General features: G+C 58.0%; 15 protein-coding genes. 9 read left to right on the forward strand and 6 right to left on the reverse strand.

What is annotated here, in order from left to right; genetic code table 11:
- Window positions 1–132 precede the first annotated feature (132 nt).
- From ACA075_RS02175 to ACA075_RS02205, 7 genes are all read left to right on the forward strand, one after another.
- A complete protein-coding gene (locus tag ACA075_RS02175) occupies window positions 133–2,151 on the forward strand; it encodes a type VI secretion system Vgr family protein (protein WP_497297096.1) in 2,019 nt (672 codons plus the stop codon).
- Window positions 2,141–2,878, forward strand: a complete 738-nt coding sequence (locus ACA075_RS02180; protein WP_497297097.1) for a DUF4123 domain-containing protein — start codon at window positions 2,141–2,143, stop codon at window positions 2,876–2,878. Before ACA075_RS02175 ends, ACA075_RS02180 begins: the two co-directional genes overlap by 11 nt.
- The gene (locus ACA075_RS02185; protein ID WP_497297098.1) at window positions 2,878–7,545 is read left to right on the forward strand and encodes an RHS repeat-associated core domain-containing protein; all 4,668 of its coding nucleotides are present in this window, start codon (window positions 2,878–2,880) and stop codon (window positions 7,543–7,545) included. The genes ACA075_RS02180 and ACA075_RS02185 overlap by 1 nt, the downstream gene beginning before the upstream one ends.
- Window positions 7,538–7,912, forward strand: a complete 375-nt coding sequence (locus tag ACA075_RS02190; protein ID WP_497297099.1) for a UCP019853 family protein — start codon at window positions 7,538–7,540, stop codon at window positions 7,910–7,912. The genes ACA075_RS02185 and ACA075_RS02190 overlap by 8 nt, the downstream gene beginning before the upstream one ends.
- Before the next feature lie 149 nt (window positions 7,913–8,061).
- Window positions 8,062–8,466: a hypothetical protein gene (locus ACA075_RS02195; protein WP_497297100.1), complete on the forward strand. Its 405-nt coding sequence runs from the start codon at window positions 8,062–8,064 to the stop codon at window positions 8,464–8,466.
- The gene (locus ACA075_RS02200; RefSeq protein WP_497297101.1) at window positions 8,466–8,882 is read left to right on the forward strand and encodes a hypothetical protein; all 417 of its coding nucleotides are present in this window, start codon (window positions 8,466–8,468) and stop codon (window positions 8,880–8,882) included. The genes ACA075_RS02195 and ACA075_RS02200 overlap by 1 nt, the downstream gene beginning before the upstream one ends.
- Before the next feature lie 915 nt (window positions 8,883–9,797).
- Window positions 9,798–10,121, forward strand: a complete 324-nt coding sequence (locus ACA075_RS02205) for a hypothetical protein (RefSeq protein ID WP_497297102.1) — start codon at window positions 9,798–9,800, stop codon at window positions 10,119–10,121.
- A gap of 45 nt (window positions 10,122–10,166) precedes the next feature.
- Here ACA075_RS02205 and ACA075_RS02210 read toward each other — a convergent pair whose 3' ends face one another.
- Window positions 10,167–10,580 (reverse strand): T6SS amidase immunity protein Tai4 family protein, encoded by a 414-nt coding sequence (locus tag ACA075_RS02210; protein WP_497297103.1) that lies wholly within the window; start codon window positions 10,578–10,580, stop codon window positions 10,167–10,169.
- A 270-nt stretch (window positions 10,581–10,850) separates the two neighbouring features.
- On the opposite strand from ACA075_RS02210, the gene ACA075_RS02215 reads away from it, so the two are divergent.
- Window positions 10,851–11,687, forward strand: a complete 837-nt coding sequence (locus ACA075_RS02215) for a 23S rRNA (adenine(2030)-N(6))-methyltransferase RlmJ (RefSeq protein WP_008025084.1) — start codon at window positions 10,851–10,853, stop codon at window positions 11,685–11,687.
- A gap of 148 nt (window positions 11,688–11,835) precedes the next feature.
- Here the strand turns inward: ACA075_RS02215 and msrA are convergent, their stop codons facing one another.
- From msrA to aceE, 5 genes are all read right to left on the reverse strand, one after another.
- Window positions 11,836–12,483: a peptide-methionine (S)-S-oxide reductase MsrA gene (gene msrA, locus ACA075_RS02220; protein WP_497299188.1), complete on the reverse strand. Its 648-nt coding sequence runs from the start codon at window positions 12,481–12,483 to the stop codon at window positions 11,836–11,838.
- A 244-nt stretch (window positions 12,484–12,727) separates the two neighbouring features.
- The gene (locus tag ACA075_RS02225; protein ID WP_497297104.1) at window positions 12,728–15,421 is read right to left on the reverse strand and encodes a sensor domain-containing phosphodiesterase; all 2,694 of its coding nucleotides are present in this window, start codon (window positions 15,419–15,421) and stop codon (window positions 12,728–12,730) included.
- A gap of 223 nt (window positions 15,422–15,644) precedes the next feature.
- Window positions 15,645–17,039, reverse strand: coding sequence for an alkaline phosphatase D family protein (locus ACA075_RS02230; RefSeq protein WP_497297105.1), 1,395 nt, complete (start codon window positions 17,037–17,039; stop codon window positions 15,645–15,647).
- 270 nt (window positions 17,040–17,309) lie between these two features.
- Window positions 17,310–19,289, reverse strand: coding sequence for a dihydrolipoyllysine-residue acetyltransferase (gene aceF / locus ACA075_RS02235; RefSeq protein ID WP_497297106.1), 1,980 nt, complete (start codon window positions 19,287–19,289; stop codon window positions 17,310–17,312).
- Between the two features lie 11 nt (window positions 19,290–19,300).
- Window positions 19,301–21,946 (reverse strand): pyruvate dehydrogenase (acetyl-transferring), homodimeric type, encoded by a 2,646-nt coding sequence (gene aceE / locus ACA075_RS02240; protein ID WP_497297107.1) that lies wholly within the window; start codon window positions 21,944–21,946, stop codon window positions 19,301–19,303.
- A 384-nt stretch (window positions 21,947–22,330) separates the two neighbouring features.
- Here aceE and glnE point away from each other — a divergent pair, with 384 nt between their 5' ends.
- A complete protein-coding gene (glnE, locus tag ACA075_RS02245) occupies window positions 22,331–25,270 on the forward strand; it encodes a bifunctional [glutamate--ammonia ligase]-adenylyl-L-tyrosine phosphorylase/[glutamate--ammonia-ligase] adenylyltransferase (protein ID WP_497297108.1) in 2,940 nt (979 codons plus the stop codon).
- Window positions 25,271–25,303 lie beyond the last annotated feature (33 nt).

The following is a 25,303-nucleotide window of genomic DNA, read 5'->3' on the forward strand; positions in this document are numbered from 1 at the left end:
TAGCCAAACATCCCAACTTTTGAAGGACAAATCCCTAAAAAAGTAGGGAAAATCTGATTTTCCTGTCCCTCCCTCAACACCCCTTGTCGCTCATGCAGAATCGCCCGCCCTCATTCTGCAGAGACACATCGGATGTTCGCTCCTGCCAATCAACCGCGTTTCACGTTGACGATCGACGGCGTCCAGATTGAGCTCAAGGTGCTTGAGTTCACGGGCACGGAAGCCATCAGCCAACCCTACCGTTTCGACCTGGAACTGGTCAGCGACCGGCCGGACATCGAGCTCGAAAGCCTGCTGCATCGTCAGGCCTTTCTGAGTTTCGATGCACAAGGTTGCGGCATACACGGTCAGATCTTTCGCGTCGGTCAAAGCGATTCCGGGAAACGTCTGACGGGCTATCAAATCAGTCTCGTACCGCGACTGACCTACCTCAGTCAGCGCATCAACCAGCGGATCTTCCAGCACAAAAGCGTGCCGGCGATCATCGCGCAGGTCCTCAAGGACCATGGCATCCAGCGCGATGCCTTCGAATTTCAACTCGGCAGCGACTATTCACCGCGCGAGTACTGCGTGCAATACGCCGAAAGCGACCTCGCGTTTATCCAGCGCCTGTGTGCCGAAATCGGCATTCATTACCACTTCCAGCACAGCCCCGACGGGCATCTGCTGGTGTTTGGCGATGACCAAACGGTATTCCCGCGCCTGCCCGAGCCGACGTTGTACCTGCCGGGCAGCGGCATGGCAGCGGACGCGCCGGCCATCAAGCGTTTCAACGTTCGCCTGGAGACCCGCACCACAGCGGTCAACCGTCGCGATTACGACTTCCAGAAACCGCGTCTGACCCTTGAAAGCCGTGTTGATAGCGAGCAGCGTCCGGTGCTGGAGGATTACCACTTTCCCGGTCAATTCACCGACCGCGAGCATGGCAAACAGCTAACGCAGCGAGCACTGGAGCGGCACAACGCGGACTTCCGCCAAGCCGAAGGCCGTGGCGACGATGCGGCCTTGGTCAGCGGACATTTCCTGCACCTTGCCGAGCACCCGCGTCAGGCGTGGAACGATCTGTGGCTGATCACTGGCATTGAACACCGTGGCCGACAACCGCAAGTGCTGGAAGAGTCCGCCACCAGCGACGACCCGGACGATTTCCAGGGTTACCGCAATACGTTTCTGGCGACGCCGTGGGACGTTTCGTTTCGCCCACCGCTGGGGCCGGAAAAGCCCCGCATGCTCGGTTACCAACCGGCGGTGGTCACCGGCCCGGTCGACAGCGAAATCCATTGCGATGAGTTCGGTCGGGTCAAGGTCCAGCTCGCCTGGGACCGCGACGGTCAGCTCAACGAGCATTCCAGTTGCTGGCTGCGCGTGGCTACCGGTTGGGCCCACGACCATTACGGCAGCGTGCTGATCCCGCGAGTCGGCATGGAAGTGCTGGTGGGTTTCATCGACGCCGATGCCGACAAACCGCTGGTAATGGGTTGCCTGCCCAACGCTGCAACACCGGTGCCGCTGGATCTGCCCGCCGACAAGACCCGCAGTATTTTCCGCAGCCAAAGTAGTCCGGGCGGCGGCGGTTACAACGAATTGCGCATCGAGGATCGCAAAGGCGCCGAGGAAATCTACCTGCGCGCCCAGCGAAACTGGACGCAGCATGTGTTGAATGATCAACAGGTGCAGGTCGATAACCAGCGCAGCATCGTCGTCACGGGGACCGCTCGCCATGAGCTGAAGGCTGACGAACAACGCATCACCCATGGCCAGCGACAGACCGAAGTGAAGCTCGACGATCATCTGGTGGTGATGGGCGACCGGCACATCCGCGTCACCAGCCAGGCACTCACCGCCAGTCAGCAATTCCATGTCAGCGCCGGCCAGCAAGTGGTCATCGATGGTGGTGCCAGCGCGACGATTCAGGCGGGTGGGCAGTGGATCAACATCGGTCCTGGTGGAATTTTCAGCAGCGTGCCGATTCAGGTCGGTGGTGCGTTGATGCCGCCGATGGCCGCTGAGCCAGTGTCGCCAAATACTCCGTTGAAACTCGTCGCCGCCCCGGCAGCGGTGCTGAGTGCCGCACAGATCATGAGCCTGCAAAGCGATGCGCCGTTCTGCGAAGAATGCGAGCGCTGCAAGGACGGTGTCTGTGCTGCCTGATTGCTTGTCACCTCGTGAATGGCTGGAACGGCAGCCACTGAAACCGTCGGAACAACTGTTCGCGATCTTCAGCAATGCCAGCACGGCTGAGCCGTTCAAAGCGTGGCGGCAGTCAGTCGCCGCTCAAGCGCCTAATCCGATCTGGGCCGACACCGCTTACGCCGAGTGGGAGCCGGTCATGCCCTACGTCGGAATCGTCTCGGCTGAGGGTGAGTTTCTGGAGTGGGTTGCCACGACCGAGTCTCGCGACTGGGGTTGGCTGGCGGTTTCTTCTGCCTCTCAAGATGCATTGGTCGAGCATCTGCGCAGCCTCACTCAAGTGCTATTGCCCAACGGTAATGCGGTGTTTTTCCGCTTCTGGGATGGGCGTTATCTGTTGCCGATTCTTCAGTCTGCCGACGTAAACCCTACGCAATTAATGCCGGTGATTGACCGCTGTTTGATCAATGGGCAGCCGCTCGATATCGGCGGAAGTGCATTGAAAACTTCCAGGGTTTTTCCGTGGTGGGAAGTTTCCGAATCGCTGCTCGAAGACCTCGCCGCCGAGTCCGCGACAACCCGCATCAACAACTTGATGAAGTGGTTGAGCGAGGACCGTCCTGATCTTTTTGAGGCGTTTTCTGAGCATGTGTTGCGGCACAAGGTGGTGATCTTTCTGCAAGCGCCTGACTTGCCTCAAGCACCGAAACAAGCCTTGGCTGATTACCTGATGGCGGAGCTGAACTGATGGATCAGATTGTGCGCATCGAGCAGGAGCTCGACGGTTTTAAAGACACGTTGGTTTTGTATCGCGAGCAGCTTGGCGAATTCTTGAGCCGGAATGCGGACAAGGTCAGTCGGGCGATGGACATGCCTTCGCTGTTGGACATGGAGCGGCTGATAAAGCTTGGCGATTCGACTACCGCGGTGAGTAGTCGCGACGATGATTTTTTCTCGGGTTTGGCGCGGTGTCCTGCGAATGGAATTCTTGAGATCGAGAGCAAGTTTGAATCGGTCTATGACATCCCGTTGGGGAATATTTCGGTCGAGGTGATTGCCAGTGATGGTGGAGAGAGCAAGTCGGTCACGCTCGATGAAAATGGTAAAGGACAATTCAAAGGCACGGCCGGCAAGTTCTATCGCGTTCATGTCGAGCGTGAAGTTTCATCGGATCAAATTGAGGATCTGTTCTCCTCTTACGATGGCCTGACTCAAGAGCTGGAAAGTTGGCTGCGCAAGGAGTGGGAAGGCTTCAAGCCGCAATGGTCGAAGTCGACTTTTGTGGCCGCTGGTAATGGAATACTCGCGGGAAGTTGGGCGGCGGTGATTGGTGTATGGGACAGCATCAGCCTGCTCTCGGACATTCTTCAGGATCCACGAAAGTTCGTTGACCGCTTGGGTAGCGGCGCCGACCAACTTGCCGAGCTGGCGGAAAAATTTCCGGCAACGATGGAAAAGGTCCAGCTGCTGATTAGTGATGAAGCAGCCCTCTGTGTGTTGCTGCGCACGGCCAGCCTCTGGTTGGAGATGCTGCCCCCCAGCGAAATCGCCGGCAAAACCGCCGAAGCGATTTCAACCGTGGTGGTGCAACTGCTTATCGATATTCTGATCGGGGTTGTTCTGACTTTTGCGGGCGCAGGTGCAGGCATTGCCTATTTGGGTATGCGCCTTGCCAGCTACGGCGCCCGGATCGTCGATGCAGTAGTGGGTTTCGTCAAAGCGATCTTCAGCATTATCAACAGCTTCATTACTTATGTTGATCGATACAAAAAAGTAGCCGCGCGCGGTGTGGCCGCGGGTCTCAAACAAGGTCGCATGCAACTGCGTTGGGATGCCAAGCGCAACACCACGCTCAAGCAAAACGAGCACCACGACAACGTTCCGGATCAGGCAAAAAACCCCAACGGCGACAGCGCCGATTCCGTCGATAAAACCGCCACCAACAAATGTCCGGTCTCGATGGTCACCGGTGAAGAACTACTCACCCTCACCGACGGTTCGCTGGACGGCATCCTGCCGTTCGACTTCACCCGGCTCTACCGCACCAGCGCTGCCGAAATCGATACCGGCCTCGGATTCGGCTGGAGCCATTCGTTATCCCATCGACTGGAAATCGACGGTGAAACGGTCATCTGGATCGACCACGAAAACCGTCGCACCACTTTCCCTCTGCCCAACAGCGAACGCCCAGCGATCCACAACAGCCTCTCGCGCGCCGCGATTTATCGGGGTAACGAACCCGAAGAACTGATCCTCGCCCAGGCCGGCGAAGAAGCACGTTTCTACCATTTTCATAATGGTTTTCTCACAACCATCAGCGACGCTTACGACAACCGCCTGCGCATCACCCGCGACCGCCTTGGCCGCATCCAACGCCTCGACAACGGCGCCGGCCGCGCCCTGCTGTTGCGCTATGAACGCAACCATCTGGTTGCCGTCGACTATCAGATTTTTGTCCCGGCCCAAACCCTCGAAGAAGCGTGGCAGACCGAGCAGACCCTGGTCGGTTACCGCTACGACGAACGCGACCAACTCATCGAGGCCTCCAACGCCGCCGGCGAAAGCGAGCGCTACGACTACGACGATCAGCACGTCATTCTTCAGCGGCAACTGGCCGGTGGGACGAGTTTCTTCTGGGAGTGGGAAAGGTCCGGCAAGGCTGCCCGATGCATCCGCCACTGGGCCTCGTTTGCGCAGATGGATGCGCGCTATGCCTGGGATGACGAGGGCAGCGTCACCGTCCACAACATCGATGGCAGCGAAGAGGTTTACGTCCATGACGACCGAGCGCGGCTGATGCGCAAGGTCGAACTGGATGGCGGCGAACACCTCAAGGCCTACGACGACCAAGGCCGATTGATTACCGAGCAAGACCCGCTTGGCGCCGTCACCGAATACCGCTACGACGAAGTCGGACGCCTCGTGGCGCTGATTCCCCCGGCAGACGAGCCGACGTCCTACGAGTACCGCAACGTTTTCCTGCACGCCCGTTATCGCGGCAAAGCCGTGTGGAAATATCAGCGCAATGCCCAGGGCGATGTCACCGAAGCGACCGATCCCGACGGCCATGTCACCCACTATTACTACGACGACAAAGGTCAGTTGCTGTCGATCCGCTACCCGGACACCAGTCGGCATGTGTTCGTCTGGAATGGCTTGGGGCAACTGGTCGAAGAGACGCTGCCGGACGGTGGTGTACGGCGGTTTTCCTACGATGCGCTTGGGCGGCAGATTACCCGGCAGGACGAACACGGCGCGGTCACAAAGTCCCAATGGGATGCCATCGGCCGACTGATCCAGACCACGCTGCCTACCGGTGCCGTTCGAGCCTTTACCTACAACGCTTACGGAAAAATCACCGCCGAACGCGACGAACTGGGCCGCGTTACGCGCTACGAATACGTCGACGATCTGCATCTGGTCAGCCGCCGAATCAATGCCGATGGCACCCAGCTCAAGTATCGCTACGACAACGCGCAGCTGCTTCTTACCGAGATCGAAAACGAATCCGGCGAAAAATATCAGCTGGACTACACGCCCAACGGATTGATCCGACAGGAAACCGGCTTCGACGGACAACGCACGGCGTATGCCTACGACCTCAACGGCCACCTGCTGGAAAAAACCGAGTTCGGCGACGACGGCTCGCAGTTGATCACGGTCTATGAGCGGGACTCGGCAGGGCGGTTGCTGGTCAAGACGCTGCCCGACGGCATCAAGGTCGAATACCGCTACGACAGCCTCGGCCGACTGATCGGTGTCGATGACGGCCACGACCATCCGTTGGAATTCGAGTACGACCAACAGGACCGCCTGATCACCGAGCATCAGGGGTGGGGCACGCTCCGTTATGGCTACGACGCCTGCGGCCAGCTCAATCGCCTGCGCCTGCCGGACGGCAGCAAACTCGATTACCACCACGCCAAGGGCGGCGCGCTGACCGCCATTGACCTCAACGGCGCGCGGCTCACCACCCACCAATTTACCTTCGGTCGCGAGCAGCAACGTCAGCAAGGCCAACTGCTTAGCGAATATGCCTACGACGATCAGGGCCGATTGAAGGCCCATGCTGTCAGACAGCAGCAGCAAACGCTGTATCGCCGCGACTATGCCTACAGCGCCAACGGCAATTTAGACAACATCGCCGACACCCGCCACGGCCAACGCAACTACCACTACGACCCGCTCAACCGTCTGACCCGCGTGCGCCACACCCGCGACGACCCGCCGGAAAGCTTCGCCCACGACCCGGCGGGCAACCTGCTGATGCAGGATCGGCCCGGTTTGGCGACCGTTAAAGGTAATCGCCTGCTGATGCAGGGCGACCGGCATTACGACTACGACGCCTTCGGCAACCTCATCCGCGAACGCCGCGGCACCGCGCAAAAACTCGTCACCGAATACCGCTACGACTGCCAACACCGATTGGTCGGCGTCACGGCCCCGGACGGCCGCTGCTCAAGTTACCGCTACGACGCCTTCGGCCGCCGCATCGCCAAAACCATCGACGGCAACACCACCGAGTTCTTCTGGCAAGGCGACAATCTCATCGCCGAAAGCAGCCGCGAACACTACCGCAGCTACGTCTACGAACCCGGCAGCTTCCGCCCCCTCGCCCTGCTCGACGGCAAAGGCCCGCGCAAGGCTTGCCCGTTCTACTACCAACTCGATCACCTCGGCACGCCGCAGGAACTGACCGATTTTGGTGGCGAGATCGTGTGGTCGGCGAAGTACAACGCCTACGGCAAAGTTACGCAGCAGGCGTTCGGCGGGGGCGAGCAGCTTGAACAACCGTTGCGGTTTCAGGGGCAGTACTTTGATGCGGAGAGCGGTCTGCACTACAACCGGCATCGGTACTATGATCCGGAGATTGGACGGTACCTGACGCCGGACCCGGTGAAGTTGGCGGGTGGGCTGAATCAGTACCAGTACACGCCGAATCCGACGGGGTGGGTTGATCCGTTGGGGTTGAGCGGGAGTTGCCCGCCACCGAATAAGCCTGGGTGTGGGGCGCCGGATGATGTTAGTGAGACGGTTGTTGATGGCGGTGAGGTAAAAACTCCAAGCGCGAAGTCGCGTCCTAAAAATTTTAGGAATGATGAAAAGCTTGACCTTCATTATAAAAAACACGGGAAAAAAGAGTTCGACGCTCAGAGCAAAGAGGAATACCTACAAATTTCTCGTGATGTAGTGGACCAAGGCATAAAAGTGAAATATCCGTATGAAGGAGAAGTTAGAGTCGCCTATTTGCAACTGCTGGGAAATTCACAGAGGAATGGTGATACAAAGTTTGCATTTGTCGGTACTAATAATAATGGCGATATCACGACCCTGCATGTCAAAAGTGGAAAGGATTTCTGGAAAATGTTAAACGGTGATGCAAAGGATAACGAGTTGAGGCCAGTAAATGACTAATAAGTATAGTGCGTTTGTCATGGAGATTGACGAGATCGTCGAAGAGGCGGTTGTTTTGCTTGTCAATGGCGTAATAGTCCAATGCTTTATTAACTACTGTCCATTTAAAGTTGAAGTCGGTAAAACTTACGAGGTTGAGTTTGAAATGGTTTTGCCTGACAGCGTCGGCATGGAAGTAAGTCTGGATGAATATGTCGGAGTTGAAATGGAGGACGACAGTTTTTCATGTGTGGTGGCGGGCTATTTAGATGGTGCTGTATTAAGATCTTTTATTGATTTCGATGCTCAAGATATTCATTATGACTACCCGTTTTTTAACCAAAAATTTATTAAAATAAATGTGATTCGTATTGATGTGGCTTTCTGATTTTGGTGCCGGATTTTTGAGCGGCGGGGGATGGAGATATTCTCAATTCGCGGGCAGACCAACAAAAGCAACAAATAAATCCGTCCTCTTTTTGGTCCGTATTCTATTGTGTCCAGTTATGGTCGGTTTTTTGAAAAATGACGTTATTAATGCCTATTAAAAAATTGATTTCTACACTGCGAGCTATGTATAAAAGTTGGGCAGATCGTTCGGTTTCTGCTATTCAGCAACAAACCACTTGCTGCGAACTTAATGGTGAAAGCAAGAGGTGGAGAGCCGTTCCAAGCTCTAGGTTTATAAGCCATAGAGCGCAGTTGAATGCTTATAATGAAGCGATGACAAGGGAGGCTAGAAAAATGTCTCGTTTTACTGGGGAGGATAGTAAAGGAAATTTGTTAGTAAGAGTGGAGGCTGAAAATGTAGGTGAGGGATATGAGCCTAATCCTTCAGATCCAGCCAATCCGCGTTTCATTCCTCAGATGAATGCCTTTGAAATGAAATTCGACTTTGAGACATTGCAGCCTATAGCGCTTTATCCGGTAGAGAAAATTTAATGCTGATGCATCCGTATCTGAACGTTCCATATAATCCAAGTGTAGAGCACTTTCTCGGTGGGTTCGATATATATGATCGCGAGGAGAGTCTTGGGGTTGAGTTGTCGGCGTACGATCCTGAGTGTCCTTCAGATAGAGAATTTTTAATATCCCGGTTTATTATCAAGCGCTTCGCTGCGTTGAGTTATCGGCACAAGTTTTTTTTGTTCTTTGTGTTGAGAGAGGCTCTTGATGGTGACTCGAGTGTGTTTGCTGAAATTTTGGAGCATAATTCGAGGTCTCATTCCTCGCTTCCTCTTGGGTGGAATGAAATGAAAGATCCAAAGGCGTTTTTTGAGGATGTGTACGTCAAATTGTCCGAAGCGTGGGTTGATGATCTGTATAAGGCGAGTCAGGAGGACTTTTCAACTTGGTGAGGGTTAGTACTTAAACTAAGGCTCAGGATGCAGAATAATGAACGCTAGATTTTTCGAGTTATTCAAATTCCTTGCTCAACAAATTAATCCGTACCATTTATGTTGATGAGTGGTATTTGACGGACTGCTGCTTTGAAGATAGTGAAATCTAGTCGCTTTGATGATGTCGACCACGATATTGGATATGAGTACCGTGGTTATAACTACGGCATACAGAGCGAGGAGAATGTGTTTCTGATCAGAACTTACGATGACGAGCCCGGACAGGCAACAGTAGTGCGTCCGACTACAATGTCTAAAAACGGTAACCTTAGAAAGCTTGTTGAGTTATTACAATCCGAGCTAGGAGTGTCCAAGATTTTTCTCTACAAGGGCGATTTGGGGTGCTACGCCGAGATCGATCTTGATAGCTTGGCGTTCTGTTCCGTCTGAAGTCGGCGGCAAGAGAGTGGCAGGCGTTTTTGCACACTCTGGGCCAAATTCTGTCGTTGCTGAGCGGCAGCTATAGGTTGTGGATTCAACAGGTGGCGAAATCAAGCCAAGCTTCATTGGAGCCGTTCGCCACGTTTGCTTTTCTGAGCGAAATTTCTGGGCAAGGTCGTCGGAAGTTTCCTTCAAGTCGTGGCGGCTTTCATGAACTGGTGGGAAGCGTGCTCCATCGATAGTCTCTGGTCGTCACTGAAAATTCAGTGATGGGGTGTAGGAACCCTTCAATACTAGAGAGGACGCTTTGGCGTCGACACCTGAATTGCGGCCATCAACGTGCGTCCGTAAGATCAGTTGCGGCGGCTGTGCGCGGGCACGCTTCGGTGTGGTCGAGTTCTCTGGTCTCGATATTCCTACCCCGCGTATAGCTGCCACCCAAGCCTGTAGGAAGGCCGATGGTAGCGCCCATTACTACCAGAGGTTTCAATTATGAAAAATCTTCACCCCGATCCACCCTACGAAAAACCAATCCCCCATCCCAAAAACCGCTTCATGGCCCTCACCAGCAACTGCACCGACATGCCCACGCTGTTCGTCGATACCCACGCGCCGCTGGATGTTTTATACGACGCCGCCAACTATCGAATTCGCGCCGTGACCCAGGTGCTCGAGAACATGTCGATGCGCGGTTCGGTTGAGTGTGAGTCGTTCATTCTTAGTGATTTTGCGTTGCTGTGTGCCATTCCGTTGCGGGATGGGTGCGATGTGCTGGATATAGTGGGGCGGCGGTTGAGGGCGCGGCCTTCGGAGTAACGTCCAGTTGCTTCTGTGGCGATGGGTTTTCCCTCGCCGCAGACGTTAGTCGGAAATAAACCGGTCTTGAGTCTTAATGAAGCGGTCGAATGCCACAGAGTTGTAAACTTCCAAACACCCATAAAACACTATCCTTTGGCTGGAGTGCTTGCTGGTCGAGGATGTCTGTTTGTAGGCCGTTAATATGTAGTCAGTTGTTTTTTTGTAGGGGTCGTGCAGTACCTGGAGCGTGTCTTCATTTTGAAGAATGGTGTGCATTCCTTTGCCCACGAATGAGAAGGCGCCCGCGGTCAGGCCGATGTCTTTCTCTAATGCTGACTTTTCATTGAATGGCTTCAAGATGCAGTGACTTAGGCCATAGTTCTTTAACGATTGACGCGCTTCTTCGGTGTGTTGTTCGTTAGAAGCGACGAAGCCTGAATACAGCAGGCATAAAAAAGAAATGGCTGGAATACGCATTGGTTTTTCGACTTCCTATCGGACGTTGAGGTCAGTGTAGCGCTAGGGCGTTGGTAAGTATCTTTTGTGGTCGACCGAGGATTCGGGGGTGTCAGGAATCTCCGGATGGCAGGTTTTAGGGCTGCTTCGCAGCCCAACGGGGGCAAGCCCCCTCGCCACAGGTTTTGTGTCCGGCCGGAGATTGTGGCTGTTGCGACCGGCCGCTCAGCCGCGAAGCCCTGACGTTCGCCTCGGTACAAGGTAAACTTCCCGCCCTTCGCAGGAGCAATCATGAATTATCGTCACGCCTTCCATGCCGGCAATCACGCCGATGTGTTCAAACACCTGACTTTGACCCGCCTCATCGCCTTGATGTCGCGCAAGGAGCAGCCGTTTGCCTATCTCGACACTCACGCCGGCATTGGTCTGTATGACTTGCAGGGTGATCAGGCGAGCCGTACCGGTGAGTACCTGGAAGGCATCGCGCGGTTGTGGGATCAGCCGGATTTGCCGGAACTGACTGCCGATTACATGAAGGTGTTGCACGACATGAACCCGGATGGCCAGTTGCGCTATTACCCGGGGTCGCCGGAGTTGGCGCGGCGTCTGACGCGGCCGCAGGATCGGGTGATGCTTAACGAGAAGCACCCCGAGGATGGCGTGTTGCTCAAGGACAACATGGCCGGCGACCGTCGGGTGAAGGTGCATCTGGGCGAAGGCTGGCATGTGCCGCGGGCGATGTTGCCGGTGCAGGAGAAGCGGGCGGTGATGTTGATTGATCCGCCGTTCGAGCAGCTCGATGAGATGCAGCGGTGCGCGGCGTCGTTGAAAGAAGCGATTGGCCGGATGCGCCAAACCGTGGCGGCGATCTGGTACCCGGTGAAGGACCAGCGCATGTTGCGTCGTTTTTATCAGGATCTGGCCGGCACGGGCGCGCCGAAGTTGTTGCGCGTGGAGTTGCTGGTGCATCCGCTGGATACGCCGAACAGTCTGAACGGGTCCGGGTTGGCGATTGCGAATCCGCCGTGGGGGCTGGAAGAGGAATTGCGTGAGTTGCTGCCGTGGTTGTCCAAGAAGCTTGGGCAGACCCAGGGTGGGTGGCAGATGGATTGGTTGATTGCTGAGTAATTTGTGGCGAGGGAGCTTGCTCCCGCTGGGGCGCGAAGCGGCCCTAAAATCGGTTTCGGTGTTCTTTCAGTAAGAACCTGCATACCGAATTACGACTGCTTCGCAGCCGAGCGGGAGCAAGCTCCCTCGCCACAGGTGTTGCGCTAAATCAGATCGGGCAGGTCACGCCCGTGCCGCCAATCCCGCAATACCCTTCAGGGTTCTTCGCCAGGTACTGCTGGTGATACGCCTCGGCGAAGTAGACCGTCGGCGCTTCGTCGATTTCAGTGGTGATTTCTCCTTTCCCAGCCTTGGTCAACTCGGTCTGGAACACGTCCTTGCTGTGCCTGGCGGCGTCCAGTTGCGTCGGGTTGGTCGCATAGATCACCGAGCGATACTGCGTGCCGATGTCATTGCCCTGACGCATGCCTTGGGTCGGGTTGTGCAGTTCCCAGAACATTTTCAGCAGCTCTTCGTAGCTGACTTTTGCCGGTTCGTAGACCACCAGCACCACTTCGCTGTGGCCGGTCAGGCCCGAGCAAACTTCTTCATAGGTCGGGTTCGGCGTAAAACCGCCTGCATAACCCACTACCGTGCTGACCACGCCTTCACGTTGCCAGAACCTGCGTTCCGCACCCCAGAAGCAGCCCAGGCCGAAGATCGCGAAATCCACGTCCATCGCGAACGGGCCCAGCAGCGGGGCGTCGTGGACGAAGTGTTTTTCCGGCAGGTTCATTGGGGTTTCGCGGCCAGGCAGAGCTTGTTCTTTAGTAGGGAGCACGTTTTTGTTCACCAGGATTTCCGAGCGCAAGACCATCATCAGTCCCCTCAGTCAGGTTGAATGTAAATTGTCAGACACGCAGTTTGCCCAATGCTGGCCGGTTACGCACTACCCCTGTTGGAGCGAACCTGTGGCGATGGGGCTTGCGCCCGTTGGGCTGCGAAGCAGCCCCAAATATCTGAGGTACCAAAGATCTTGTGAGTGCAGCGCACTCAAACGGGAGCAAGCCCCCTCGCCACAGGGATTGCGGGTGTTTCAGAGGGGATTTTGCGGTGTGCGGTCAGACGAGCGGGCCGCGCGGGTAGCGCTTGAGCTTTTCGATCAGCTCGGCGCCCGGGATGGGGCGGTCGAACAGGTAGCCCTGGCCGACATCGCAGCGGTGACGCCGCAAAAACGCAAGCTGCTCGGCGGTCTCGATGCCTTCCGCCACAACCTTGAGTTTCAGGTTGTGGGCCATGGCGATCACCGCGGAGGTGATTTCCATGTCGTCCTGGTTGTCCGGGATTTCGTGGATGAAGCTGCGATCGATCTTGATGATGTCGATCGGGAATTTTTTCAGGTAACTGAGCGACGAGTAACCGGTGCCGAAGTCGTCCATGGCCAGGGTCAGGCCCAGGCGCTTGAGCTGATCGAGCTGCAAGTGGGTGTCTTCGGTGGCTTCCAGCAGCAGGCCTTCGGTCAGCTCAAGTTCCAGCAGGTTCGCCGGCAGCGCTTCTTCCTTGAGGATGTTGGCGATGGACGCCACCAGGTCAGGGTCGGAGAACTGCTTGGGCGACAAGTTGATCGCCACCTGAAGATTGCCCAGGCCGGCGGCGGTCAGGTCTTTGCTCATGCGGCAGGCCTGGCGGGCGATCCATTTGCCGATGGGGATGATCAAGCCGGTTTCTTCGGCGACGCTGATGAACTGGTCCGGGCGGATCATGCCTTTTTCCGGGTGGTTCCAGCGCAGCAGCGCTTCCATGCCCAGCAGGCGACCGCTGCGCAGGCACAGTTTGGGCTGATAGAACACATCCAACTCATTCTGGGTCAGGGCGCGGCGCAGGTTGTTTTCCACGAACAACTTGTAGCTGGCCTCGGCATTCAACGCCTCGGTAAACACCTGGACCTGGTGTTTGCCGTTGGCCTTGGCCTTGTGCAGCGCCAGGCCGGCGTTGCGCATCAACGTCTGTGGATCGCGACCGTGCAGCGGCGCGCAGGCCAGGCCCACGGAGCCGGTCACGCTGATCAACTGGTTGTCGACGAACATCGGCTTGTCGAGGGTCGCCAGCAATTGGTTGGCGACTTGCTGGCCCACCGCCAGGTCGGTGTTGTCGAGCAGTACGGCGAATTCGTTACTGGCGAAGCGCGCCAGGCTGCCACTCGGGCTCAGGCTGTTGCGCAGGCGTCGGGCCAGGCTGATCAGCAGTTTGTCGCCGGTCTGGTGGCCGAGGCTGTCGTTGATGCGCTTGAAGTTGTCGATGTCCACCAGCAACAGGCTGATCGGCGTATCGCTGTCCCGGGCGAAGCGTTCGTCGAGGTTGCGGATGAACGCCGGGCGGTTGCCCAGGTTGGTCAGGTTGTCGGTGTAGGCCAGGCGCTCGATGCGCTGCTGGGCGAGCTTGGTCTGGGTGATGTCTTCGTAGATGCCGATGTAATGCGTCAGCTCGCGGTTGTCGCCGTAGACCTTGGAAATCGACAACTGGCCCCAGTAGGGTTCGAGGTTTTTACGGCGGCTCTTGAACTCGCCCTGCCAGCTATTGCTCTTGGCCAGCGCCGAGGGCGCATCGAACAGCAGCTCGCTGAGGTTTTCCAGGGCCGGCAGTTCCGACAGCCGCTGGCCGTGGACTTCTTCGGTGCTGTACTGGGTGATCGCCGTGAAGCTCGGGTTGACGTACTCCACCACGCCATCGCAATTGACCAGCAAAAAGGCGTTGGCGCTTTGCTCGACCGCACGCTGGAACAGGTGCAAGGCACTCGTGGCGGTACGGCGGTTGTGGTTGTTGATGACTTGGGCGAACTGATCGGCCAGTTCGCCGGCGAAGGCGATTTCGTCCGACTGCCAGGCGCGGGTCGCGCCGGTCTGTTCCAGGCACAGCACGCCAACCACCTGGCCGTCGACGCGGATACTGGCGTCGAGCATCGCGTTCACATCGCGCGGGCGCAGGTGTTCGGCCATCTCCCGGGTACGCGGGTCGCGCATGGCGTTTTGCGCATCGATAGCGCGGCTGCTGTGCAAGGCATCGAGGTAATCCGGGAAGCCGCTGACGTCGATCGGATCCGGCAGCTGGTATTCCCCGGAGGTGCGGTGATAGGCCGAGATCGGCACCAGCAGCGAGCCTTCGAGGTTCCACAGGCTCGCGCAGTCGATTTCGTAGATATCGCAGGCGCAGCGGGTGATCAGTTCGGCGGCTTCTTGTAGGGAATTGTTGGTGCTGTAGCGCTGACGGGTCAGCAGCAGGATCAAGTCTTGCTGGGCGCGGACCCGATCCAGATGCTGCAGTTGCTCCAGCTGGGCGCGCTGATTGAGTTCCAGCGCGATTTGCAGGCGCGAGTTCTGGGTTTCCAGGTCCAGCGACGGCAACAGTGCTTCACCCTCGAACAAGCCGTCCACGACCATCAGGTAGCCGCGCAGCAGGTGTCGATTGTGTTGTCGGTAGGCTTCACCCAGTTCGAGCAGGCTCAGGGAGCCTTTGGCGGTGTGCAGGTTGTAGCGGATCAGGTAATGCGGGCTGTCGCTGAGTTGCTGCTGAATAGCGTCGTGCAGCTGATAGCGCGCTTCGGGCTCCATCAGGCTGGCGTAAGGTGAGTCGACCAGGGCACAAAGCTCCACGGCCGGCAGACCAAACTGTCGTTCGCAATTGGGATCGAGAAACAGGAGTGCCCAGCTAGCTTCATTCAGCCGTTCGAAACGCAGCATGCCGAGCCGCGAGGGCACAGGCAATTGCGTCACTACCTCGGCCACCATACGGCTGGCGGCATCGGGTTGGCTTTTCATGAGGGAAACTCGCTTCGAATGTGCTGATCGCGCCGGGCTCTCGCCCTCTTTACTGTTGTCTGCGGCAAGGTTGCATCATTGCGACACTGACTGACAAGAGACATGAAGGCCAAGTGCTATAAGAATATGTCGGCAGGGGCGAAGATTTCTCCAGCCAAGGCCGAAAACTAATGCATTTGGCCTTCTGTGGCGAGCAAGCTTGCTCGCCACAGGTGCTCGGGGTTTAACGTATGGGGATGCCGATCGATTGAAGTAGCTGGCCATCGCGGTCGTGATAATTGACCTGAATCTGCTCGCGATCCACCACCAGGTGGGCAAAGTTGTCTTCGCTGATCACTTTGCTGGTCAATTCATGCCGATAGTCTCCCGCTGCGGTTCGCGCCAGCGCCTGACCGAGAATGAAGGTGGACGCGGAGGCATACGGCAGCAATTTGCTGTTGCACAGCGGGGACGAGACGATGGTGTGCACGTCGAAGTCCGGATCCTCGCTGTGGGTCAGGCGACTGGTCAGGGAGCCGTGGACATCGCCTGAAACGAAGATGACGTTCTTGATGCGATGCGTGCGAATCGTCTCCAGCAACCGCAGGCGTTGTTCCGGGAAGGCTTTCCAGGCGTCATCACCGTTGAGTTTGCGGTCGGGATAGAACATCACGCTGGTGACCACGAACTTGACCCGGGCCGGGCTGTGGATCAGCCATTTGCACAGCGCCTGTTCCTGCTCATCGTCGAGGATGCGGCGATCATCGGCCGATAAGTTGCGACGGGTTCGGCTGTCGGTGACAAACCATTCAATATCGCCTTCGGCGAACTGATACCCATACTGTTCCAGCTTTCGGCTTACTTGACCGTTGGCTAATAAGTCATGCGCCGGACTGTGGCTCGCTTGGTATATCTCATAGGCTGCCATGGCGTTCTTATATAAATAGGCATCGGCCTTGCTTTCGTTGGTGGGCCAGTTGTCTTCTATTTCATGATCGTCGAGGATCATATAAGTCGAGGTGTTGGACATTAACCTGGCGATATTCGGCTGGGAAAACGCCGCGCGATATTTGCTGAGTATTTCCTTGTATTCCCGGTCGGGAGCAATAACGTTCAGGTCATCGACATAAATTTGATCACCCGTCATCAACATCGCGCTGATGGGCGGCTTGGCCTGCTGCGCAAGTTCGGTGATCGAGGCAAAAATCCGGTCGCCCAGACGAGGTGCCGAAGGGATTCCTGCGGTCATGCGCAGGTAGCGGCATGAGCCGACGATGTACGCCCGCGGTGTGTTGGCCTTGCTGGACAGGGTGCGAAAGCGATAAATCCCCCGTGGCCATTGCAGCGGCAGTTCCTGAACGGTCTCCACGGTGTGCACCGGGCTCATGGGGCTGAACCATCCAGCCTGGTATTCGTACTCGGTGTCGGTGGCGAGGTTGTTGAGTGCAATCACATCGGACATATCGCGCAAGATCGACAGTTTGGCAAAGACACCTTGCGACCAACGCTCTTCTCCCGCGCGTCGATAACGAATGCCGGCAAATACCAGTGAGTGACCTTGAAGTTCTCCGCGCAAAAAAATACGTACGTGGTTAGTTGTAGTGTGGCCAATAATAGGGCCGACAGTTGGTTTGAGCATGTTCGAGTCCGTTCGAAATAACGTTAACTAAGCAAGTGAGCTTTTCAGTATTTATAAGAAAATTCTGTCGAACTAAGCCTAGTTATTAAACAGCAAAAAATATCGAGCGAAAGTCGCCATGAGTTGTGGGCGATGTAAACCACGACTGTAGGAAGATGCTTTATTCAAGGCAAAAAAAGCCCCGCCAAATTGGCGGGGTTGAGGTACGAGCGTGGCGCTCGGAAAACGTGGAGCGCGACAGGCCCTCCGGTGAAGGAGGGCCGGCCGGTGTTACAGCAAGATGGTGCGGATGTCCGCCAGCAGGTCGCTCAGACGCTTGGTGAAGCGTGCAGCAGCGGCGCCGTTGATCACACGGTGATCGTAGGACAGCGACAGTGGCAGCATCAGTTTCGGCTGGAAGGCTTTGCCGTCCCAGACTGGCTGGATGGTTGCCTTGGAAACACCGAGGATCGCCACTTCCGGCGCGTTGACGATCGGCGTGAAGCCGGTGCCGCCAATGTGGCCGAGGCTGGAAATGGTGAAGCAGGCGCCTTGCATGTCGTCAGCGGTGAGCTTTTTGTCGCGGGCTTTGGCGGCCAGCACAGCGGCTTCGGCTGCCAGTTGCAACAGGCTCTTCTGGTCGACGTTCTTGATGACCGGTACCAGCAGGCCATCAGGGGTGTCGACCGCGAAGCCGATGTTCACGTACTTCTTGCGGATGATCGCCTTGCCGCTTGGCGCCAGCGAACTGTTGAAGTCCGGCAGTTCCTTGAGCAGGTGCGCGCACGACTTGAGCAGCAGCGGCAGGATGGTCAGCTTGACGCCGGCCTTCTCTGCGACGGCTTTCTGAGCGATACGGAACGCTTCCAGGTCGGTGATATCAGCCGAATCGAACTGAGTCACGTGCGGAATGTTCAGCCAGCTGCGGTGCAGGCTCGACGCGCCGATTTGCATCAGGCGGGTCATCGGCACTTCTTCGGTTTCACCGAAGCGGCTGAAGTCCACGACCGGAATCGGCGGGATGCCCGCGCCGCCGGTTGCGCCAGCAGCGGCTGCCGGTGCTTCCTTGGCCTTCTGCATCATGGCTTTGACGTAAACCTGCACGTCTTCTTTCAGCACACGACCGTGCGGGCCGCTTGCGCCGACCGCGCTCAGCTCGACGCCGAATTCACGGGCCAGTTGGCGTACAGCCGGGCCAGCGTGAACCTTGGCGCCCGGCTTGGCCGGAGCAGCCGCGGGTGCGGCAGGTGCCGGAGCAGCAGGCGCCGCAGCGGCTGGAGCAGGGGCGCTAGGTGCGGCAGCAGCGGCCGGAGCCGGTGCAGCAGCAGGCGCAGCGCCTTTGACTTTCAGCTTCAGGATCAGGTCGCCGGTACCGACTTCGTCATCCAGCTTGATGGAAACGCTTTCCACCACGCCAGCGGCAGGCGATGGAATTTCCATGCTCGCCTTGTCGGATTCCAGGGTAATCAGCGACTGATCGGCGGTGACGGTGTCGCCCGCCTTGACCAGCACTTCGATGATCTTGGCCTTGCCCGACGAACCGATGTCCGGGACATGAATGTCCTGAACGCTGTCGGCAACCGGTGCGGCCGGGGCCGCAGCGGCAGGCGCCGGAGCAGCGGCAGCAGGCGCAGCCGCCTGAGCTGGCGCGGCAGCAGCCGGTGCCGCAGCACCCGCCACTTCCAGGTCCAGAATCAAGTCGCCAGTGCCGACTTCGTCGTTGAGCTTGACGCTGATGCTCTTGACCACGCCAGCGGCAGGCGATGGGATTTCCATGCTGGCCTTGTCGGATTCCAGGGTGATCAGCGATTGATCAGCCTCGACGGTGTCGCCGACCTTGACCTGGATCTCGATGATCTGGGCCTTGCCCGCCGAACCGATATCCGGCACGTGCACTTGCTGAACCGAAGCGGCAGCAGGCGCGGCGGCTGGCGCTGGAGCAGCGGCGGCGGCAGGCGCAGCAGCCGGTTTTGCTTCAGCTTTTGGCGCCTGCGCAGCGGCAGCCGCAGGGGGCGGTGCAGAGGCCGGGGCAGCGGCACCTTCGACTTCCAGCTCCAGCAGTTCGTCGCCTTCTTTCAGGCGATCGCCCAGCTTCACTTTCAGGCTCTTGATGATGCCGGCCTTCGGCGCAGGCACTTCCATGCTCGCCTTGTCCGACTCAAGCGTCAGGATGCTCTGGTCGGCTTCGATACGGTCGCCGACCTTCACAAACAGTTCAATTACTTCACCTTCACCGCTGCCGATGTCAGGTACGCGAATGAGTTCGCTCACAGAGTGTCTCCTCAGCAGTCCAGTGGGTTGCGTTTTTCCGGGTTGATCCCGAACTTGGCGATGGCCTCGGCCACCACTTTAGGTTCGATATCACCACGGTCAGCCAGTGCTTCCAGGGCTGCCAACACCACGAATTGACGATCGACTTCGAAGAAGTGACGCAGCTTCTTGCGGCTGTCACTGCGGCCGAAACCGTCGGTGCCCAGGACTTTGAATTCCTTGGACGGGACCCACTGACGAATTTGCTCAGCGAACAGCTTCATGTAGTCGGTAGACGCGATGACCGGACCTTTACGGCCGTTCAGGCACTCTTCGACATAGCTCAGTTTAGGCTTCTGGCCCGGGTGCAGACGGTTGGTGCGCTCGACGGCCAGGCCATCGCGACGCAGTTCGTTGAAGCTGGTAACGCTCCAGACGTCGGCGGCAACGTTGAACTCTTCACGCAGAATCTTCGCTGCTTCACGGACTTCACGCAGGATGGTGCCGGAGCCCATCAGCTGAACGTGGTGCGCCGCTTCGCGGGTGTCTTCTTCGAGCAGGTACATGCCCTTGATGATGCCTTCCTCGACACCGGCCGGCATGGCAGGCTGCTGGTAGGACTCGTTCATCACGGTGATGTAGTAGAAAACGTCCTGCTGCTCTTCGGTCATCTTCTTCATGCCGTCCTGGATGATCACCGCCAGCTCGTAGCCGTAGGTTGGATCAAAGGTGCGGCAGTTCGGGATGGTGCCCGCCAGGATGTGGCTGTGACCGTCTTCGTGTTGCAGGCCTTCGCCGTTCAGTGTGGTCCGGCCGGCGGTGCCGCCGATCAGGAAACCACGAGTGCGGCTGTCGCCAGCGGCCCAGGCGAGGTCGCCGATACGCTGGAAGCCGAACATCGAATAGAAGATGTAGAACGGCAGCATTGGCTGGTTGTGGCTGGAGTACGAAGTACCGGCAGCGATGAAGGAGCTCATGGCGCCCGCTTCGTTGATGCCTTCTTCGAGGATCTGGCCCTTCTTGTCTTCCTTGTAGAACATCACCTGGTCTTTATCGACTGGCTCGTAGAGCTGGCCGACGGAGGAGTAGATGCCCAACTGACGGAACATGCCTTCCATACCGAAGGTACGGGCTTCGTCCGGGATGATCGGGACGATGCGCGGGCCGATTTCCTTGTCCTTGACCAGTTGCGCGAGGATCCGCACGAAGGCCATGGTGGTGGAGATTTCACGGTCGCCCGAACCGTCGAGGATAGCCTTGAGGGTATCCAGCGATGGGGTCGGCACGCTGAAGCTTTGTGCGCGGCGCTGTGGCACGAAACCGCCCAGTGCAGTGCGGCGCTCGCTCAGGTAGCGGGCTTCGGCGCTGTTTGGCTCCGGTTTGAAGAACGGCAGGTTTTCCAGTTCGGAATCCTTGACCGGAATGTCGAAACGATCGCGGAACAGCTTCAGGCTTTCAACATCAACCTTCTTGGTGTTGTGCGCGGTGTTCTTCGCTTCGCCGGCACCAGTGCCATAACCCTTGATGGTCTTGGCCAGGATGACGGTCGGTTGTTCTTTGTGGTTGACCGCTTCGTGGTACGCCGCGTAGACCTTGTACGGGTCGTGGCCGCCACGGTTGAGTTTCCAGATCTCGTCGTCGGACAAATCAGCAACCATCGCCTTGAGTTCTGGCGAGTTGAAGAAGTGTTCACGCACGAACGCGCCGTCTTTGGCTTTGTAGTTCTGGTACTCGCCGTCGATGACTTCGTCCATGCGACGTTGCAGGATACCGTCGACGTCTTTGGCCAGCAGTGGGTCCCAGAAACGGCCCCAGATGACTTTGGTCACGTTCCACTGGGCACCGCGGAACACGCCTTCGAGTTCCTGGATGATCTTGCCGTTGCCGCGAACCGGGCCGTCGAGGCGCTGCAGGTTGCAGTTGATGACGAAGATCAGGTTGTCGAGCTTCTCGCGGCCAGCCAGCGAGATCGCGCCCAGGGATTCCGGCTCGTCGCACTCGCCGTCGCCCAGGAAGCACCAGACTTTCTGCTTGCCTTCAGGGATGAAGCCACGGGCTTCCAAGTACTTCATGAAGCGTGCCTGGTAGATCGCCTGGATCGGGCCCAGACCCATGGATACGGTCGGGAACTGCCAGAAGTCAGGCATCAGCCAAGGGTGCGGATAGGACGAGAGGCCCTGGCCGTCGACTTCCTGGCGGAAGTTGTTCATCTGGTCTTCGGTGATGCGGCCTTCCATGAACGCACGGGCGTAAACGCCTGGCGAGGTGTGGCCCTGGAAGTAGATCAGGTCGCCGCCGTGTTCGTCGGTCGGGGCCTGGAAGAAATAGTTGAAGCCGATGTCATACAGGGTGGCGCTGGAGGCGAAGCTGGAGATGTGACCGCCCAGGTCCGAATCTTTCAGGTTCGTGCGCATCACCATGGCCATCGCGTTCCAGCGTACCAGCGAGCGAATGCGGCGTTCCATGAACAGGTCGCCAGGCATGCGTGCTTCGTGGGTAACGGGAATGGTGTTGCGGTATGGCGTGGTGATGGCGTAAGGCAACTGCGAACCGCTGCGGGTTGCGAGTTCGCCCATACGGGTCATCAGATAGTGAGCGCGGTCTTCGCCTTCTTTGTCGAGAACCGATTCCAGGGCGTCCAGCCATTCCTGGGTTTCGACGGGATCGAGGTCTTGCATGGCTTGCTCCAGGGCGGAAAGGCTTCCAGAATCGGTTGCCTGAGTTTGCGACTGGCCTTGTGGGCAGACGATATAAATTCTTGGATTGCCGAGTGGTAGGTTCCGGCGGCGTGTAGTTTTACTACAAATCATCGGGCATTTCAGCTATCTGGATGTATATACGAGTAGTAAAACTACAGATGAGCGGCTTGTGGCCTCCGGCTGCGTTGTGAGAATAATCGTTAAGGTTGGTCTTTTGCCAACCGAAAAAGGTGAAAGCTTGATGCTGTCTGCCAAAAATAAAGAAATTTCAGCTATTTCTAACCTTTGTTCGACAGTCGATCACGTAGTGCATTTTGAAAATTCACTACATGCCGCCCTCTACACGCCGATCAAGGATAGACCATGAGCCTCCCTCCGCTTGCCGAACTGCCCGGCATTCTCCTGCCGTTTGTCACCCGCGCCGAGCAGTCGTTCCGCACCGCCGTTGCCGAACTCGACGAAGCCCATGGCCTGCCTGCCTGGACGCCTGAACGCTGGGCGCAATTCGCCCGCGTCACCGCCGCCAGCGACTTCGTGACAGAACAGAGTGTGCGTGACCCCTTGATGTTGCTGGCGCTGGTGCAGTCCGGTGAACTGGACCGCAGCTTCGCGCCCGGCGAGTTGTGCGGGCAGATCGCGGCGGCGGTGAATGCGGCCGAAACCGAAGACGAGTTAGGTCGTGCATTGCGCCGTCAGCGCACCCGTCAGCAAGTGCGGATCATCTGGCGCGACCTGACTCGCCAGGCCGACCTGGTCCAGACCTGTCGCGACCTCTCGGACATGGCCGATGCGAGCATCGATCAGGCCTATCAGTGGTTGTACTCGCGGCATTGCCAGCAGTTCGGCGTGCCCACCGGCCGGCGCAGCGGCGAGCCGCAGCAGATGGTCATTCTCGGCATGGGCAAGCTCGGTGCGGTGGAGCTCAATCTGTCGTCGGACATCGACCTGATCTTCGCCTACCCCGAGGGCGGCGAAACCGTCGGCGTGAAACGCTCGCTGGATAATCAGGAATTCTTCATTCGTCTCGGCCAGCGCCTGATCAAGGCGCTGGACCCGATGACCGTCGACGGTTTTGTCTTCCGCGTCGACATGCGCCTGCGGCCCTACGGTTCGGCCGGTGCCCTGGTGTTGAGCTTCAACGCGCTGGAGCAGTATTACCAGGACCAGGGGCGCGACTGGGAACGCTACGCGATGATCAAGTCGCGGGTGGTGGCCGGCGATCAAGTGGCCGGCGCGCAACTGCAAGAGATGCTGCGCCCGTTCGTTTATCGGCGTTACCTCGACTTCTCGGCGATCGAAGCGCTACGCACCATGAAGCAGCTGATCCAGCAGGAAGTGCGGCGCAAGGGCATGGCTGACAACATCAAGCTCGGTTCCGGCGGCATCCGCGAAGTGGAGTTTATCGCCCAGGCGTTCCAGCTGATCCACGGCGGTCGCGACCTGAGCCTGCAGCAACGCCCTCTATTAAAAGTACTGAGCACCCTGGAAGGTCAGGGCTACCTGCCGCCGGCCGTGATCAGCGAACTGCGCGAAGGCTATGAATTCCTGCGGTACACCGAGCACGCGATTCAGGCGATTGCCGACCGCCAGACCCAGATGCTGCCGGACGGTGCGCAGGATCAGGCGCGCATTGCCTTTATGTTGGGCTTCGCTGACTGGGAGGCTTTCCATGCTCAGCTTATGTATTGGCGCGGCCGCGTGGCCTGGCACTTTGGTCAGGTGATCGCCGATCCCGATGAAGAGGAAGGCACTGAAAGCGAAGTGGTGGTCGGCGGTGAATGGCTGCCGCTGTGGGAAGAAGCCCAGGATGAAGAGGCCGCCTGCCGTCAGTTGGAAGAAGGCGGTTTTGCCGATGCCACCAAGGCCTTGAAGGCGTTGGCCGGTTTGCGCAGCAGTCCGCAACTGCGCGCGATGCAACGCTTGGGGCGCGAGCGCCTCGATGCGTTTATTCCGAGGTTGCTGGCTCAGGCGGTCGAGCATGCCAATCCGGATCTGGTGCTTGAGCGCGTGCTGCCGCTGGTTGAAGCGGTGGCCCGTCGCTCGGCGTATCTGGTGTTGCTGACCGAGAACCCCGGCGCGCTGCGACGTTTGCTGACCTTGTGTGCCGCGAGCCCGTGGATCGCTGAGCAGATCACCCGCTTCCCGCTGTTGCTCGACGAATTGCTCAATGAAGGCCGATTGTTCAAGCCGCCCCTGGCGCCGGAACTGGCCGCTGAATTGCGCGAGCGCCTGACGCGGATTCCCGAAGACGACCTCGAACAGCAAATGGAAGCCCTGCGGCATTTCAAGTTGGCGCATCGTTTGCGGGTCGCCGCGTCGGAAATCGCCGGCAGTCTGCCGTTGATGAAAGTCAGCGATTACCTGACCTGGCTGGCTGAAGCGATCCTTGAGCAAGTGCTGGCCCTGGCTTGGCGCCAGACCGTGGCCAAATACGGCACGCCGTTGCGCACCGACGGCAGCTTGTGCGATCCGGGCTTCATCATTGTCGGTTATGGGAAAGTCGGCGGCCTCGAACTGGGGCATGGTTCGGACCTGGACCTGGTGTTCATCCACGACGGTGATCCGCAGGCGGAAACCGATGGGGCGAAACCTATCGACGGCGCGCAATTCTTCACCCGCCTGGGGCAGCGGATCATTCACTTGCTCACGGCTCAGACCAACTCCGGCCAGCTGTATGAAGTCGATATGCGGCTGCGGCCTTCCGGCGCCTCTGGTTTGCTGGTGAGTTCGGTCGGGGCGTTTGCCCGCTATCAGGAAAACGAAGCCTGGACCTGGGAACATCAGGCGCTGGTGCGGGCGCGGGTGCTGGTGGGCAGCCAGGATGTCGGCCTGGCGTTCGAGAAGGTTCGCGCGGCGATATTGGGCAAACCACGGGACCTTGCGACCTTGCGTCAGGAGGTCAGCGAAATGCGCGCCAAGATGCGCGATAACCTCGGCAGCAAGAGCACCGCGGCCGGCACCGCGGCAAATGCCTTCGAGGCCACGGCGCCGTTCGATCTCAAGCAGGACGCCGGAGGTATCGTCGATATTGAATTTATGGTGCAATACGCGGCCCTGGCGTGGTCCGAAACACACCCGCCATTGCTTCGCTGGACGGATAACATCCGCATTCTGGAAGAGCTGGAACACGAAGGGCTGATGCCCGCCGAAGACGCCAGCCTGCTGCGCGAGGCTTACAAAGCCTACCGCTCCGCCGCGCACCGGCAGGCCTTGCAGAAGGACGCCGGGGTGATACCGGGCGACCAGTTTGTCGATGAACGCCGGCAGGTATTGCGGATTTGGCGTGAGTTGGGGCTAAGCTGAAGCTGACCTGGAAGGTGGCGGGCTTTTGTGGCG

The sequence above is a fragment of the Pseudomonas sp. LBUM1663 genome, from assembly GCF_059695905.1.